At 65.9% G+C, this 14908-nt stretch carries 12 protein-coding genes, 1 pseudogene and 1 riboswitch (1 of these 14 cut by a window edge); of the genes and pseudogenes, 8 read left to right on the top strand and 5 right to left on the bottom strand.

Annotated features, from left to right (window positions below):
• The 3 genes from ACETMP_RS19305 to ACETMP_RS19315 all read left to right on the top strand — a co-directional run.
• A protein-coding gene (locus ACETMP_RS19305) for a M23 family metallopeptidase (protein WP_375157425.1) crosses the window boundary here: on the top strand, positions 1-428 show its final stretch. 1636 nt of this gene lie to the left of the window's left edge; 428 of the gene's 2064 nt are visible here — the last part of the coding sequence; the start codon falls outside the window, past its left edge; the stop codon is at positions 426-428.
• 153 nt (positions 429-581) lie between these two features.
• A complete protein-coding gene (locus ACETMP_RS19310) occupies positions 582-2201 on the top strand; it encodes a hypothetical protein (RefSeq protein WP_375157426.1) in 1620 nt (539 codons plus the stop codon).
• Positions 2202-2284: 83 nt separating this feature from the next.
• On the top strand, positions 2285-2551 hold the full coding sequence (locus ACETMP_RS19315) for a hypothetical protein (protein ID WP_375157427.1): 267 nt from the start codon (positions 2285-2287) through the stop codon (positions 2549-2551).
• 80 nt (positions 2552-2631) lie between these two features.
• Here the strand turns inward: ACETMP_RS19315 and clpB are convergent, their stop codons facing one another.
• Positions 2632-5271: an ATP-dependent chaperone ClpB gene (clpB, locus tag ACETMP_RS19320; RefSeq protein ID WP_375157428.1), complete on the bottom strand. Its 2640-nt coding sequence runs from the start codon at positions 5269-5271 to the stop codon at positions 2632-2634.
• A gap of 238 nt (positions 5272-5509) precedes the next feature.
• Between clpB and ACETMP_RS19325 the strand changes: the two are divergent.
• Positions 5510-6299, top strand: a pseudogene (locus ACETMP_RS19325) (MOSC domain-containing protein).
• A 239-nt stretch (positions 6300-6538) separates the two neighbouring features.
• On the opposite strand, the gene ACETMP_RS19330 reads toward ACETMP_RS19325, so the two are convergent.
• Positions 6539-7207 carry a TIGR02594 family protein gene (locus ACETMP_RS19330; protein ID WP_375157429.1) on the bottom strand — a complete coding sequence of 223 codons (669 nt, stop codon included), beginning with the start codon at positions 7205-7207 and terminating at the stop codon, positions 6539-6541.
• Between the two features lie 217 nt (positions 7208-7424).
• Between ACETMP_RS19330 and ACETMP_RS19335 the strand changes: the two genes are divergently transcribed.
• Positions 7425-8288 carry an alpha/beta fold hydrolase gene (locus ACETMP_RS19335; RefSeq protein ID WP_375157430.1) on the top strand — a complete coding sequence of 288 codons (864 nt, stop codon included), beginning with the start codon at positions 7425-7427 and terminating at the stop codon, positions 8286-8288.
• A 115-nt stretch (positions 8289-8403) separates the two neighbouring features.
• On the opposite strand, the gene metW is transcribed toward ACETMP_RS19335, so the two are convergent.
• Positions 8404-9066 (bottom strand): methionine biosynthesis protein MetW, encoded by a 663-nt coding sequence (metW, locus tag ACETMP_RS19340; protein ID WP_375157431.1) that lies wholly within the window; start codon positions 9064-9066, stop codon positions 8404-8406.
• A 2-nt stretch (positions 9067-9068) separates the two neighbouring features.
• Entirely contained in the window at positions 9069-10274 is a 1206-nt protein-coding gene (locus tag ACETMP_RS19345; RefSeq protein WP_375157432.1) for a homoserine O-acetyltransferase, read from the bottom strand.
• A gap of 90 nt (positions 10275-10364) precedes the next feature.
• Positions 10365-10444: riboswitch (SAM riboswitch) on the bottom strand.
• A 156-nt stretch (positions 10445-10600) separates the two neighbouring features.
• Between ACETMP_RS19345 and ACETMP_RS19350 the strand changes: the two genes are divergently transcribed.
• From ACETMP_RS19350 to ACETMP_RS19360, 3 genes are read left to right on the top strand one after another with little or no spacing between them, the layout of a single operon-like run.
• A complete protein-coding gene (locus tag ACETMP_RS19350; protein WP_375157433.1) occupies positions 10601-11449 on the top strand; it encodes a chorismate mutase in 849 nt (282 codons plus the stop codon).
• Positions 11450-11485: 36 nt separating this feature from the next.
• The gene (gene hisC / locus ACETMP_RS19355) at positions 11486-12583 is read left to right on the top strand and encodes a histidinol-phosphate transaminase (RefSeq protein ID WP_375157434.1); all 1098 of its coding nucleotides are present in this window, start codon (positions 11486-11488) and stop codon (positions 12581-12583) included.
• On the top strand, positions 12580-13515 hold the full coding sequence (locus ACETMP_RS19360; protein ID WP_375157435.1) for a prephenate/arogenate dehydrogenase family protein: 936 nt from the start codon (positions 12580-12582) through the stop codon (positions 13513-13515). The genes hisC and ACETMP_RS19360 overlap by 4 nt, the downstream gene beginning before the upstream one ends.
• Before the next feature lie 115 nt (positions 13516-13630).
• On the opposite strand, the gene ACETMP_RS19365 is transcribed toward ACETMP_RS19360, so the two are convergent.
• Positions 13631-14815, bottom strand: a complete 1185-nt coding sequence (locus tag ACETMP_RS19365) for a DUF2125 domain-containing protein (RefSeq protein WP_375157436.1) — start codon at positions 14813-14815, stop codon at positions 13631-13633.
• Positions 14816-14908: the final 93 nt, after the last annotated feature.

The raw sequence follows: 14908 nt of genomic DNA on the forward strand, positions 1-14908 counted from the left end.
CCGCCTACGGCACGCCGATCTTCGCCTCCGGCAACGGCGTGATCGAGAAGGCCGGCCCCGAGGGCGGCTACGGCAAGTACATCCGCATCAAGCATTCCAACGGCTACGAGACCGCCTACGGTCACATGTCGGCCTTCGCCAAGGGCATGGAGGCGGGCAAGAAGGTGCGCCAGGGCCAGGTGATCGGCTTCGTCGGCTCGACCGGCCAATCGACCGGCCCGCATGTCCATTACGAGATCCTGGTCAACGGCCGCTTCGTCGACCCGATGCGCGTGAAGCTGCCGCGCGGCCGTTCGCTCGAGGGCCCGATGCTCGCAAGCTTCGAGAAGGAGCGCGACCGGCTCGAGGGCATGATGAGCGGCCGCGGCGGCGCCATCGCGCGCATATCCGACGCCACCGGCGGCCCGCTGCAGGTCACCAACCGCTAACCGCCACCGGCCTTCATCGGCCGGACATTTTCAAACAGAATTTCAAACACAGACGCTGCGCAGCGAGGCCGCGTCGCGGCCTCACAACGCCAAGTTTCGTTTGCCAAAGCGGCGTGAGCGGCGAATACTTTCCAAAAAACGGGAGGTCTCGCCATGAACAACAGGCTCGCCTGCGCAGCCCTGATCGCCGCGCTTTTCGCCACCACGAGCGCGTCGGCGGACAGCTGGGAGGTCACGAAGCTCGTTCCTGGCTCGGCATTCCATGGCGTCCACGGGCTCGGCGTCGACAAAGCCGGCCACCTGTTCGCCGGCAGCGTCGCCGGCGCGGCGCTCTACGAGGTCGACATCTCTGCCGGTAGCGCCAAGGTTGCAATCCCCTCCCCAGTGGGCATGGCCGACGACATCGCGCTCGCGCCCGACGGCACCATGGCCTGGACCGGATTCTTGACCGGCGATCTCTATTCCCGCAAAGGCGACGGCCCGATCAAGAAGCTCGCATCCGGCCTTCCCGGCATCAACTCGCTCGCCTTTCGCAAGGACGGCCGGCTCTACGCCACCACCGTCTTTCTCGGCGACGCGCTCTACGAGATCGACGTCGAGGGTGTGAAGCCGCCGCGCCAGATCATGGAGAAAATGGGCGGCCTCAACGGCTTCGAGTTCGGTCCCGACGACAAGCTCTACGGTCCGCTCTGGTTCAAGGGCCAGGTCGCAAAGGTCGACGTCGACAAGGCCGAGCTCACCGTCGTCGCCGAGGGTTTCAAGATCCCGGCCGCGGTGAACTTCGATTCCAAGGGCAATCTCTTCGTGATCGACACCGCGCTCGGCCAGCTCGTCCGGGTCGATCCCAAATCGGGCGCCAAGTCCACGGTCGCGCAGCTGAAACCATCGCTGGACAATCTCGCGATCGACGACAAGGACCGTATCTACGTCTCCAACATGGCCGACAATGGCATTCAGGAGGTCGATCCCGCGACCGGCCAAGCCAAGCAGATCATCATCGGCAAGCTGGCTTTGCCCGGCGGCATCGGCGTCACCTCGGAGAACGGCAAGGATACGATCCACGTCGCCGACGTGTTCGCCTACCGCACGGTGAATGGGACGACCGGCGAGGTCACCGAGAAGGCGCGCATGCACGCCGCGGGCACCACGCTCGAATATCCGATGAGCGCGACGGCGAACGGCAACGACGTGGTGCTGTCGAGCTGGTTCACCGGCACCGTGCAGGTGATCGACGCCAAGACCGGCACCACGCGCGACATGCTGCATGGCTTCAAGGCGCCGCATGACGCGATGGTGTTCGCGGACGGCAGCATTTTGGTCGCCGAGCTCGGCACCAAGTCGCTGGTCAAGGTGAGCGGCGAGCACGGCAAGGACCGTGCGACGCTGATCGGCGACCTCGAAGGCCCGGTCGGGCTGGTTCGCGGCAAGACCGACGAGGTCTACGTCACCGAGGCCTTTGCCGGCACGGTGTCCCGGATCGACAGCAAGGGCGGGAAGACGGTGCTCGCCAAGGAGCTGAAAATGCCGGAAGGCATCGCGCGCAGTCCCGATGGCCAATTGATCGTAGCGGAAGTCGGCGCCAAGCGGCTGATCGCGATCGCGCCGGAGAGCGGCACGGTGACGGAGATCGCGGCCAACCTCCCGATCGGCCTCCCGGGGACGCCCGGCGGATTGCCGAGCAATATTCCGACGGGTGTTGCGGTCGGGGCGTCGGGAATCATCTACTTCAGCTCGGACGTCGAAAACGCGATCTACAAGGTCGCCAAGAAGTAGGCTTGGATTGCACGCGTTGCCCGGGAACCGGTGGGCCGGTTCTCGGTTGGAGGCTGACGAAGCCGACAACAGGAGGGCTGCCCATGACGCACCTCTCACGCGACGATGTCGCCAAGGCGGTAGACGGCGCAGACGATGTCACCATTGCCCGGATTATCGGAACCGGCGCAACCGCCGAGGAGCTTGCAGAAGCCAGGGCCTGGCTCGCCAACGACGAGCCGATGATCAACGATCTGCGGCCGCTGGCGCAGGGCCGCGTTCGCGAGCTTGTCGATATTCTCTCCGATCTCGATGAAGACGACGAGGAGCAGGGCCCTGTCGATCCCGGCTCCGCATCAGCACTCGGTTAACCGGAGGGCCGTCTGACCCGTCAAACGCCCCGGAGAGGTTGACCTCTCCGGGGCGTCCGGTTGCTTTCGAAGGCCAACCCTCAGTTCAGCTTGCGCTTCGCCACGGGCGCCTCGAACTGCGTGATCTCGGCTGTCTGCGGCGCCTTGCCGTTGAAGGTCAGCACGTTGCCTTCGGACGAGATCGCGACGCTGTCGCCGTCCCTGACGTCGCCGGCCAGGATCATCTCGGCGAGCGGATCCTGGAGGTGGCGCTGGATCACGCGCTTCAGCGGACGTGCGCCGTAGGCGGGATCCCAGCCCTTGGCGGCGAGCCAGTCGCGGCCGGCCGCGTCGAGCGTCAGCGTGATCTTGCGATCGGTCAGCAGCTTCTGCAGCCGCGCGAACTGGATCTCGACGATCCGGCCCATCTCGCTGCGCTGCAGCCGGTGGAACAGGATGATCTCGTCGACGCGGTTGAGGAATTCGGGGCGGAAATGCCCGCGAACCATTCCCATCACCTGCTCGCGCACGGCCGAGGTGTCCTCGCCCTCGGGCTGGTTCACCAAATACTCCGACCCGAGGTTCGAGGTCATGATGATCAGCGTGTTGCGGAAGTCGACGGTGCGGCCCTGGCCGTCGGTCAGGCGGCCGTCGTCAAGCACCTGCAACAGGACGTTGAAGACGTCAGGATGCGCCTTCTCGATCTCGTCGAACAGCACGACCTGGTAAGGCCGGCGCCGCACCGCTTCGGTAAGCGCGCCGCCCTCGTCATAGCCGACATAGCCCGGAGGCGCGCCGATCAGCCGCGAGACCGAGTGCTTCTCCATGTATTCGGACATGTCGAGGCGGACCATCGCGGTCTCGTCGTTGAACAGGTACTCGGCGAGCGCCTTGGTCAGCTCGGTCTTGCCGACGCCGGTCGGCCCCAGGAACATGAACGAGCCGGTGGGGCGGTTCGGATCCTGCAAGCCTGCGCGCGAGCGGCGGACGGCGGTTGCGACCGCACGCACGGCCTCGGCCTGGCCGACGACGCGTTGCGCCAATTGCTCCTCCATCTTGAGGAGCTTCTCCTTTTCGCCTTCCAGCATCTTGTCGACGGGCACGCCGGTCCAGCGCGAGACCACCTGCGCGATGTGGTTGGCGGTGACCGCCTCCTCCACCATCTCGCCGGAGTTCTCCTTGGCTTCGATATCGGCAAGCTGCTTCTCCAGTTGCGGAATCCGGCCATAGGCCAGCTCGCCCGCCTTCTGGAATTCGCCGCGCCGCTGCGCGTTGGCGAGCTCGACCCGCAGACCGTCGAGCTCGGCCTTCAGCTTCTGGGCGTCGGAGAGCTTGTTCTTCTCCGCGCTCCAGCGCGACGTCAGCGCAGCCGACTTCTCCTCGAGCTCGACCAGGTCCTTCTCCAGCGTCTGGAGCCTCGACTTGGAGCCGGGATCGGTTTCCTTCTTCAGCGCTTCCTGCTCGATCTTGAGCCGGATGATCTCGCGGTCGAGCAAATCCAGCTCTTCCGGCTTGGAATCGACCTGCATCTTCAGCCGGGCCGCGGCCTCGTCCATGAGGTCGATCGCCTTGTCGGGCAGGAAGCGATCGGTGATGTAGCGGTTGGACAGGGTCGTCGCCGCCACCAGCGCGGAATCGGTGATCCGCACGCCGTGGTGCTGCTCGTACTTGTCCTTCAAGCCGCGCAGGATCGAGATCGTGTCCTCGACCGAGGGCTCGCTGACGAAGATCGGCTGGAAGCGCCGCGCCAGCGCGGCGTCCTTCTCGACGTGCTTCTGATATTCGTCGAGCGTGGTCGCACCGATGCAGTGCAGCTCGCCGCGCGCGAGCGCCGGCTTGAGTAGGTTGGAGGCGTCCATCGCGCCGTCGCCCTTGCCGGCGCCGATCAGCGTGTGCATCTCGTCGATGAACAGGATGAAGGTGCCCTCGCTGCCAGTGACCTCCTGCAGCACGGCCTTCAGCCGCTCCTCGAACTCACCGCGATATTTCGCGCCGGCGATCAGCGCGCCGAGATCGAGCGACAGCAGCTTCTTGTCCTTCAGGCTCTCGGGCACGTCACCGTTGACGATGCGCAGGGCGAGGCCTTCGGCGATGGCGGTCTTGCCGACGCCGGGCTCACCGATCAGGACGGGATTGTTCTTGGTCCGGCGCGACAGCACCTGGATGGTCCGCCGAATCTCCTCGTCGCGGCCGATGACCGGATCGAGCTTGCCGTCGCGCGCCGCCTGGGTCAGGTCGCGGGCATATTTCTTCAGCGCATCATAAGCGTTCTCGGCGGTCGCGGAGTCCGCGGTTCGGCCCTTGCGCAGCGCCTCGATCGCCGCGTTGAGGTTTTGCGGGGTGACGCCGCCCTTGTTCAGGATCGTGCCGGCCTCGCTGGACTTCTCCAGCGTGAGGCCGAGCAGCAGCCGCTCGACGGTAACGAAGCTGTCGCCGGCCTTCTCGCCGGCCTTCTCGGCGGCGTCGAAGGTGCGGGCGAGCTCGGGTGCGAGGTAGATCTGGCCGGCGCCGCCGCCGGAAACCTTCGGCACCTTGCCGAGGGCGTCCTCGGTTGCCTTCAGAATTGCACGGGAATTGCCGCCGGCGCGGTCGATCAGGCCGGCAGCCAGCCCCTCATTGTCGTCCAGCAGGACCTTCAGCATGTGCAGGGTCGAAAACTGCTGATGCCCCTCGCGCATCGCAAGCGACTGCGCGGACTGGATGAAGCCCCTGGAGCGTTCGGTATATTTCTCGATATTCATCTTTTCTGTCCCTCGGCCTGCCCTTGGGGCCCTCTCAGGCACCCCAATACGGCATCTTCATTGGGTTTCGACTGACCGCATTGAGGATTCTCAAGCGGGAACGATGGTCTTTTGCCGGCTTGGCGCCGGCCTGAGGCAGATGTGGGAAGCGGTCCGGTGGAAGGAAAGAGGCGCGTTCACAATTTCGTGCGCTTCTCGGCTGCTTGGCGCGGGCCGGCCGAATCCTCTAAGTAACGGCATGACAGCCAGCCAGACCGCCGAGATCACCGGCCTCTACCGCTACCCGGTCAAGGGCCTGACGCCGGAGCCGCTGCGCCGCGTCCCCTTGCGACCGGGCCAGACCCTGCCCGCCGACCGCCGCTACGCCATCGAGAACGGCCCGAGCGGTTTCGATCCTGAAGCGCCCGAATGGAAGCCGAAGATCCAGTTCCTGATGCTGGCACGCAATGAGCGGCTGGCCGAGCTCGACAGCCATTTCGACGACGCCAGCAATGTCCTGACCATCCGCAGGGATGGTCAGGTCGTCGCCAGCGGGGACCTGGAGACCGCGGCCGGGCGGGCGGCCATCGAGCGCTACGTCGCGGAGAACTTTCAGCCGGAACTCAAGGGCCCGCCGAAACTGCTGTCCGGCCGCGACCACAGCTTCTCCGACGTCGCCCGCAAGGTGGTTTCCATCATCAATCTCGGCAGTGTCCGCGCCATCGAGGCCATGCTGGGCGGCACCGCCGTGCATCCGCTGCGCTTCCGCGCCAATCTCTACGTGAAAGGCTGGCCGGCCTGGTCGGAACTCGATCTCGTCGGCCAGACGCTTGCGATCGGACCGGCGCGGCTGAAGGTGGTCAAGCGCATCGTCCGCTGCCCCGCCACCAATGTGGACCCGGTGACGGCCAAGCGCGATCTCGAGGATCCCGCCGACGCTCTCGCGCCATCTCGGCCACATGGACTGCGGCATCTATGCCGAGGTGATCGAAGGTGGCGAGGTCGGTATCGGCGATGCGATCGCGGTGGAGCAACCGAAGCTGCTGTGAGCTTCATAGGGTGGGTTAGCCGAAGGCGTAACCCACCATCGTCTGTCACCGCAGAAGCCGAAGAGGTGGGTTACGCCAGCGGACCGCGCTTCGCGCGCCCGCTAGCTAACCCACCCTACGCACCGCCGTAGGGCGGGCAAAGGCGCCCTGGCGCCGTGCCCACCACTTCTCTCAGCTGGCAGAAGCCGTGGGCACGCGCTTCGCTTTGCCCACCCTACGAGACCGTCGCTGTCGTTACCTCAATTCGGCATCACATACGCATAGATGCGGCCGCGCGAGACCGGTGCCTCGCGAACGCGGTTGCCGTTGTTGCCGGAGATCATGATCGGATTGCCCTGCGCATCGATGCCGGTGACGATGCCGACATGGCCGCCGCGGCGACCGCGCGACATCACCGCGATGGCGCCGACCTGCGGACCGGAGACGCGCGTGCCGTAGCGCGCAAACGAGCTCGCCATGTCCGATCCGGTGCCCTGATGACCGGTGTGCTGCAGCACCATGTTCATGAAGCGCGCGCACCACAGCCTGCCGCGCCCGGTCGGATTGCCGCCGATGTAGCGGCGCGCCTCGGACACGAGGCCCGAGCCGCCACCGAAGCCGCCGCTGCTCGTGGCAGAATTGGACATGCCGTTGCTGGCCGTGCCGCCATTGGCGTTCGGGTCATAGGCTGCGAAACTGTTGCCGAAGCCACTCGCCTGCAGCTGCGCAGCGCTGCGCTCGAAGCGCGAACTGCGTGCATGGTGGCGGTGATGATGATGTCTGGCGTGGTGCACGTGAGCGTGCCGCTCTGCGCTATGACGATGATGCGGCCGCGCTGAGGCCGGAGAACCGAATGCGGCAAGAGCCGCGGAGAAGATCGCCAGCGCAACAACACAACGCGACAGGCGAGACGCAAACAACTCAAACATTCTTCATCCTTCGTTGACACCCCACTTCCCGCCGGCTCGTGCAAGAGCCGACATCCGTCCGGCCGTTAAGCCGCCCGATGTGGCGAGAAAAAGACGCCGATAACCCGCGAATAGCTGCGATGATTTTGCGCCGACACTGGTCCGATGCTTGCCGCATTGCGGACAACAGCATTAACTGCAATCCTGCAAAGGCGGCTTGAACAGAGGGAAACGGTTAATGCCCCACGCCACGACCAGGGACGACGTCCGCATCTATTTCGAAGAGGCGGGTCAGGGAACGCCAATCATTTTTCTGCACGAGTTCGCGGCCGACTACACCAATTGGGAGCCGCAGATGCGTTACTTCTCGCGCGGCCACCGCTGCATCACCTATTCGGCGCGCGGCTACACGCCGTCGGACGTGCCCGCGGGCGAGGTCTACAGCTACACGCATTTCTACAGCGACGCCCTCGCGGTGCTCGATCATCTCGGAATCGAGCGCGCGCATCTCGTCGGCCTGTCGATGGGTGCCTACTCGTCGCTCCAGATCGGATTGAATGCGCCGCAGCGCGCGCTCTCGATGACGCTGGCCGGCGTCGGCTCGGGCTCGGAGCTGGAGAATTTGGCGGCCTGGCGTCAGCAGTGCCGCGCCAATGCCGAGCAGTTCGAGACGCTGGGCTCCGCCGAGGTCGCCAAAGTCACGCGCGAGGCGCCGAGCCGGATTCCCTTCCTGGTGAAGGATCCGCGCGGCCACGCCGATTTCTACGCCGCGCTGGCGCGTCACGACGCCCAGGGTTCGGCGCGCACGATGCGCGGCTTCCAGGGTGGGCGGCCGTCGATCTACACGATGACCGATGCGATCAGGAAGGCGACGACGCCGGCACTGATTATCTGCGGCGACGAGGACGATCCGTGCGTGGGCCCGAGCCTGTTCCTGAAGAAGCACCTTCCCGCGGCGGGGCTCGCGATGTTTCCGAAGTCCGGCCACGTGCTCAATCTCGAAGAGCCCGCGCTGTTCAATGAAAGCGTCGAGCAGTTCGTGACGCTGGTGGAAGCGGGGCGCTGGCCGGCGCGGGATCCGCGGTCTTTAGCTCCACACTAGCTGTCATTCCGGGATGCGCCGAAGGCGCAGGCCCAGGAATCCATGGGGCCGCAAACTGTGGCGCGATGGATTCCGGGCTCGATGCTTCGCATCGCCCCGCAATGACGGAGAGAGTTCATTTCCCCCCGCCCCTGCTCAGCAAGAACACCGCCTGCTCGCCGAACATGTTCCACACCCACCAGGGCAGGTTCAGCGGCACCGGGCGGCCGTAGAGATCGAGCGCCACCGAGCGCTCCATCTTGACGTTGATCTCGTCGCAGAGCTGCACGAAATCCTTGATGGTGCAGAAATGGATGTTGGCAGTGTCGTACCAGGTCGCCGGCAGGTTCTCGGTGCGCGGCATGTGGCCGCCGACCAGCAGCTGGAGCCGCATCTTCCAGAAGCCGAAATTCGGGAACGAGACGATGGCTCTTCGGCCAATGCGCAGCAGGTTTTCCAGCACCACCCGCGGCTGCCGCGTTGCCTGCAGCGTCTGCGACAGGATCACGTAGTCGAAGGCGTCGTCGGGATAATTGACGAGGTCGGTGTCGGCGTCGCCCTGCACCACCGCGAGGCCCTTGGCGACGCAGCGGTTGACGCCCTCGCGCGACAGCTCGATGCCGCGGCCGTCGATGCCGCGCGTCTCCAGCAGCTGCAGCAGGTCACCCTCGCCGCAGCCGACGTCGAGCACCTTCGAGCCCGGCTTGACCATCTCGGCGACCAGGAGGTGATCGGCGCGAAACTGGCCGGACTGCCTCGCCGCAAGGCCGCCGAGCGGCAGCACTTCCTGTACAGACATCGCTAGCCGTCCTTCCTGCCGGTGAGCCCGCGCGCCTTGCCTGCCGATTGCAGGAAGGCGCGGGAGATGTCGAAGAATTCGGGCACGTCGAGCAGGAAGGCGTCGTGTCCGCGATCGGTCTCGATCTCCGCGAACGACACCCGCGCACTCGAGGCGTTCAGCGCATGCACCAGCGCGCGAGATTCCGAGGTCGGAAACAGCCAGTCGCTGGTGAAGGAGACGACGCAGAAGCGGGTCTTGATGTCGGCGAACGCTTTCGCCAGCACGCCGCCATGGTCGGCGGCGATGTCGAAATAGTCCATCGCGCGCGTCAGATAGAGATAGGAATTGGCATCGAAGCGCTCGACGAAGGAGGAGCCCTGGTAGCGCAGATAGGACTCGACCTGGAAGTCGGCGTCGAACGAGAAGGTCGGCAGCTCGCGATCCTGCATGCGCCGGCCGAACTTGCGATGCAGCGCCGCGTCGGAGAGATAGGTGATGTGCGCCGCCATGCGCGCCACCGCGAGCCCGCGATGCGGATGGATGCCGTGATCGGCATAGCCGCCGCCGTGCCAATCGGGATCGGCCATCACGGCCTGGCGGCCGAGCTCGTGGAAGGCGATGTTCTGCGCCGAGTGCCGCGTCGCGCAGGCGATCGCCAGCGCGGAGAACACGCGGGCAGGATAGGCCGCGGTCCATTGCAGCACCTGCATGCCGCCCATCGAGCCGCCGACCACCGCAAACAATGTGTCGATGCCGAGCCGGTCGATCAGCATGGCCTGTGCGCGCACCATGTCCGGAATCGTGATGACGGGAAAATCGAGCCCCCAGACCTTGCCGGTGGCGGGATTGATCGACGCCGGCCCGGTCGAGCCCATGCAGCCGCCGATCACGTTGGAGCAGATGATGAAGTAGTGCTTGGGATCGATCGGACGGCCGGGGCCGACCAGGGTTTCCCACCAGCCGGGCTTGCCGGTGACGGGATGGACATTGGCGACATGCTGATCGCCGGTCAGGGCATGACAGATCAGGACCGCGTTGGAGCGATCGGCATTGAGCTCGCCATAGGTCTGGTAGGCGATCTGGAACGGGCTGAGATCGACGCCGCAATCGAGCCGCAGCGGCTGCTCGGCGCCGAAATGCGCAACCTGCGAGCTCGGATGATCCACCTCATGCGACCGCTCGTCGGCGCTGATCGCAGGACTCGGTATCGACTTGACGCCACCCATCTGACCATCGACCTCGTTTGCGATCAAACGCTGACCGCCACTTGCATCAGGCCATGAAAAACCCGGCCTGAACGATAGGTTCGGCCGGGATCGGAAGCGTCCCCGGCCTGTTTAGCGAGTTTTTTAACGTGGCTGCAAGCCGGCCGGCTCAAATGACCACGGAACGGGCAAAAGCTACCGTCTTGGGCGGTTTTCGTCAAGTCGCGGCCCGGATCGGCTCAATTCGCCTCTGCCGCGTCGCCCGGGAAGGACGTCATTTCTCTTTGCTTTCGCCGCCTCGACTGCCTAATCAGGGCATCCCCCATCGGAACGATCGACAGTCAGACATGTCCCAACGTCCGCCCGCGCCGCCATCATTGCAGGAATTGCGCAAGGAGATCGATGCGATCGACGAGGCCATGCATCGCCTGCTGATGCAGCGCGGCGACATCATCGACCGCCTGATCCAGGTGAAGCAGACCCAGGAGGTCGGCTCCGCGTTCCGCCCGGCGCGCGAGGCCTCCATGATGCGCGAGATCGTGCAGCGTCATCGCGGCATCCTGCCGCTCGACACGGTCGAGAGCATCTGGCGCGTCATCATCTCGACCTTCACCTATGTGCAGGCGCCGTTCTCCGTGCATGCCGACATCTCGGTGAGCGAGCCGGCGATGCGCGATTCCGCGCGCTTCCATTTCGGTTTCACGGTGCCTTACGTCGCGCATTTCAGCGCGCAGGCCGCGGTCGAGGCGGTGGCGAGATCCAAGGGCGATCTGGCGCTGGTCTCGGCGACGTCGAGCCGCACGCCGTGGTGGCTGGAGCTGGAAGCCGCCGGCGCGCCGAAGATCATCGCGCGGATGCCCTTCGTCGAGCGTGCCGACCATCCGGCGGCGATGCCGGTGTTCGCGGTCTCGCGTGTGCCCGACAGCGCCCTGGTGACGGAGGTCGAGACCTTCAGCGTGCGTGTGTCGGGCTGGAACGCCGAGGTCGCGCGCGCCCTGTCGCCGCTCGCCGAGATCGTGGCGGTGCCCGACACGGCCTTCGACGGCGCGGCGCTGCTGGTCTCGGTTACCGGCGCGACCAGCATCGACAAGATCAGGGCTGCCCTGATCGAGGCGGGGGCCTCGGTGCGCTCCGTGGCCCTCGTCGGCAGCCACGCAACGCGCTATACGGTGCCCCCGACCGGGGCGAAATCGTAAACCACGCGCCACGCCCTGCCATTTTCGGAGTTCAAGATGTCCCGCCCCGTGCCGAATCCCGGCATTCTCGATATTGCGCCCTATACGCCCGGCAAGAGCCCGGTCGCCGAACCGGGCCGCAAGGTGTTCAAGCTCTCGGCCAACGAGACGCCGTTCGGGCCCTCGCCCAAGGCGATCGAGGCGTTCAAGCGCGTGGCGGACCACCTGGAAGACTACCCGGAAGGCACCTCGCGCGTGCTGCGCGAGGCGATCGGCCGCTCCTTCGGGCTCGACCCCAACCGCATCATCTGCGGCGCCGGCTCGGACGAGATCCTCAATCTGCTCGCCCACACCTATCTGAGCCACGGCGACGAGGCGATCTCCACCACGCACGGCTTCCTGGTCTACCCGATCGCGACCATGGCGGTCGGCGCCAAGAACGTCATCGCGCAGGAGAAGGATCTCACCTGCGACGTCGATGCCATCCTCAAGGCGGTGACGCCGAAGACCAAGCTGGTCTGGCTCGCCAACCCCAACAATCCGACCGGCACTTACATCCCGTTCGACGAGGTCAAGCGGCTGCGCGCCGGGCTGCCGTCGCACGTGCTGCTGGTACTGGATGCCGCCTATTGCGACTATGTCTCGCGCAACGACTACGAGATGGGGATCGAGCTCGTCGCCACCACCGAGAACACGGTGGTGACGCACACCTTCTCCAAGATCCACGGTCTCGCCGCGCTGCGCATCGGCTGGATGTTCGGCCCCGAGCACATCATCGACGCCGTCAACCGCATCCGCGGTCCCTTCAACGTGTCGACGCCGGCGATGTATGCCGCGGTCGCCGCGATCGAGGACACCGCGCACCAGGCGATGTCGAAGCAGTTCACCGAGACCTGGCGCAACTGGCTGACCGAGGAGATCGGCAAGCTCGGATTGAAGGTGACGCCGAGCGTCGCCAATTTCGTGCTGATCCATTTCCCGACCGACAAGGGCAGGACCGCCGACGACGCCGACGCCTTCCTCACCAGGCGCGGCCTCGTGCTGCGCGGCCTGAAGAACTACGGCCTGCCGCATTCGCTGCGCATGACCATCGGCACCGAGGAGGCCAACCGCCTCGTGGTCGACGGCTTGCGCGACTTCATGGCCGGCAAATGAGCGAGCAGGCGCACTTCCAGCGCGTGGCGCTGATCGGCTTCGGCCTGATCGGCGGCTCGATCGCGCGCGCTGCGAAGCTCCAGGGCCTGGCTGGCGAGATCGTCACCACCGCGCGCTCGGAGAAGACGCGCGCGCGGGTGATGGAGCTCGGTATCGTCGACAAGGTGGTGGCGACCAATGCGGAAGCGGTGAAGGATGCCGATCTCGTCATCCTCTGCATTCCCGTCGGCGCCTGCGGGCCGGTGGCGCAGGAGATTGCCGCGCATCTGAAGCCGGGCGCTGTTGTCTCCGACGTCGGCTCGGTCAAGGGCGCGATCGTCAGGGACATGGCGCCGCATCTGCCGAAGACCGTTCATTTCGTGCCGGCGCACCCGGTGGCGGGCACCGAGCATTCGGGGCCGGATTCAGGCTTCGCCGAGCTCTTCATCAACCGCTGGTGCATCCTGACCCCGCCCGAAGGCGTCGATGCCGCGGCGACCGATCGCCTGCGGGCGTTCTGGGCGGCGATGGGTGCCAAGGTCGAGGTGATGACGCCGGACCATCACGATCTCGTGCTCGCCATCACCAGCCATCTGCCGCATCTGATCGCCTACACCATCGTCGGCACCGCCGACGAGCTGGCGCAGGTGACGGAATCGGAGGTCATCAAGTTTTCCGCCGGCGGCTTCCGCGATTTCACCCGCATCGCGGCCTCCGATCCGACGATGTGGCGCGACGTCTTCCTCGCCAACAAGGAGGCCGTGCTGGAGATGCTCGGCACCTTCACCGAGGATCTCGCCAAGCTCACGCGCGCGATCCGTCGCGGCGACGGCGAGGCGCTGTTCGACCACTTCACCCGCACCCGCGCCATCCGCCGCGGCATCGTCGAGATCGGCCAGGACTCGGCCGCGCCGGATTTCGGCCGGCCGCTGGCGGCGCTGAAGAAGCCGTAGAGGCGCCTCCTCATCTTCCGTCATTCCGGGGCGACGCGCAGCGTCGAACCCGGAATCCCGAAATTGATGCGCGAGATTCCGGGTTCACGCTACGCGTGCCCCGGAATGACGCAAGTCAATACAGTGGCGGGATCTGGCCGACCTTGACCGGGCCGAGCAGCACGGCGCCGTCGACGAATTTCAGCGGGAAGCTGCGCGCCTTCCTGCCTTCGAGCGTGCTCTCGCTACCGATCGAGTTGATGCCGGCGGCGACACCGGCATTGGCGTTCTGCTTGATGACCTTGCCGAGGCCTGGAACGGCGCGATCGAGCGCGCCGAACAGATTGGTGAGGTCCTGCGACTTCACGCCGGGCGCGACGCGGTCGAGCGTTGCCTGCGGCACGCCCTCCTCCAGCATCTTCTCGATTCCCAGCGCGGGGATCACGCGTTCGAGGCCGGTCACCGTCATCTGCAATTCGCCGTCGAGCCGGCCGCTCGCCGAAAGGCCGAGCGTGCCGGCCGCAATCGCGATCATCTCGCCCTGCTGGATCCGCGACTGCACGATCTCGATGTGACCGCCGGCGGCCTGGATCTCGCGGAAGCGCTGCGGCCACGGCTTTGGCGTGAGGTCGGAGAGGCCGGTGACCTTGGCGCGCGTGTCTGCCTCGAACGGCTCGGCGAGCAGGGGATGAACGCCCTGGATGCTGCCCTGCGCGACATGGACCACGGTCTCGATCACGGGGTGATCGGACGGTGATCCATCCGCGAGTCGGCCGTGCAGCTCGACCTGCTTGGCGCGCGCAAGCGGCACCTGCACGCTGCCGTCGACACGGTTGAGGGCGGGGTCGTCGAACACGATGGAGGCGCGATCCGGCACGGCAGGCAGACCGGCCACGCTGGCGCGGCCCTTGCTCCAGTTCACCACGAAGGTGTTTTGCGTGATGCCGTCGGTCAGCGTCGCAGGCGCGGAGAACTCGGCGATGACGCGCTTGGGATCATAGACCTGGGCGACGACCAGGATGTTGTCGAGCTTCGCCGTGAACGGCGTCCTGCTTGCGTTCTGCGACACCAGGGCGACGCTGGCGCCGGAACACTGGACCTCGAAGCGGAACGGGAAGCCCGCGATCGAGCGCTTGGCGCAATCATAGATGCGGCCGGACTTTGCCTCCTGCGCCCGCCAGGCGTCTGCGGCCGTTTCGGCCTGCGAGGCCGCATAGAACCAGAAGCAGCTCCACGCGACGGCGAGGATCACGACGAGAATGGGGGCGACGAAAAGGCCCCAACGGGAGCGGCGGCCTGCGGCAACGGTCATATTGGACATGCGGCGACCCTTTGATCCCAGATTCAGGCAAATGTAAGCGTGGTGCGGCTGCGGCGAAAGGCGGAGAATTCGCTTCGCTTGGGACCTTCATTC

Origin of the sequence: Bradyrhizobium dasycarpum (assembly GCF_042019905.1) — a bacterium.
Lineage (GTDB): Bacteria > Pseudomonadota > Alphaproteobacteria > Rhizobiales > Xanthobacteraceae > Bradyrhizobium > Bradyrhizobium japonicum_B.

Coding starts and splice junctions, on each gene's coding strand:
- clpB (WP_375157428.1), bottom strand. CDS start 5,271: ATGAATATCGAGAAATATACCGAACGCTCCAGGGGCTTCATCCAGTCC.
- ACETMP_RS19330 (WP_375157429.1), bottom strand. CDS start 7,207: ATGTTTGAGTTGTTTGCGTCTCGCCTGTCGCGTTGTGTTGTTGCGCTG.
- ACETMP_RS19365 (WP_375157436.1), bottom strand. CDS start 14,815: ATGTCCAATATGACCGTTGCCGCAGGCCGCCGCTCCCGTTGGGGCCTT.
- ACETMP_RS19360 (WP_375157435.1), top strand. CDS start 12,580: ATGAGCGAGCAGGCGCACTTCCAGCGCGTGGCGCTGATCGGCTTCGGC.
- ACETMP_RS19350 (WP_375157433.1), top strand. CDS start 10,601: ATGTCCCAACGTCCGCCCGCGCCGCCATCATTGCAGGAATTGCGCAAG.
- ACETMP_RS19315 (WP_375157427.1), top strand. CDS start 2,285: ATGACGCACCTCTCACGCGACGATGTCGCCAAGGCGGTAGACGGCGCA.
- metW (WP_375157431.1), bottom strand. CDS start 9,066: ATGTCTGTACAGGAAGTGCTGCCGCTCGGCGGCCTTGCGGCGAGGCAG.
- ACETMP_RS19345 (WP_375157432.1), bottom strand. CDS start 10,274: ATGGGTGGCGTCAAGTCGATACCGAGTCCTGCGATCAGCGCCGACGAG.
- ACETMP_RS19310 (WP_375157426.1), top strand. CDS start 582: ATGAACAACAGGCTCGCCTGCGCAGCCCTGATCGCCGCGCTTTTCGCC.
- hisC (WP_375157434.1), top strand. CDS start 11,486: ATGTCCCGCCCCGTGCCGAATCCCGGCATTCTCGATATTGCGCCCTAT.
- ACETMP_RS19335 (WP_375157430.1), top strand. CDS start 7,425: ATGCCCCACGCCACGACCAGGGACGACGTCCGCATCTATTTCGAAGAG.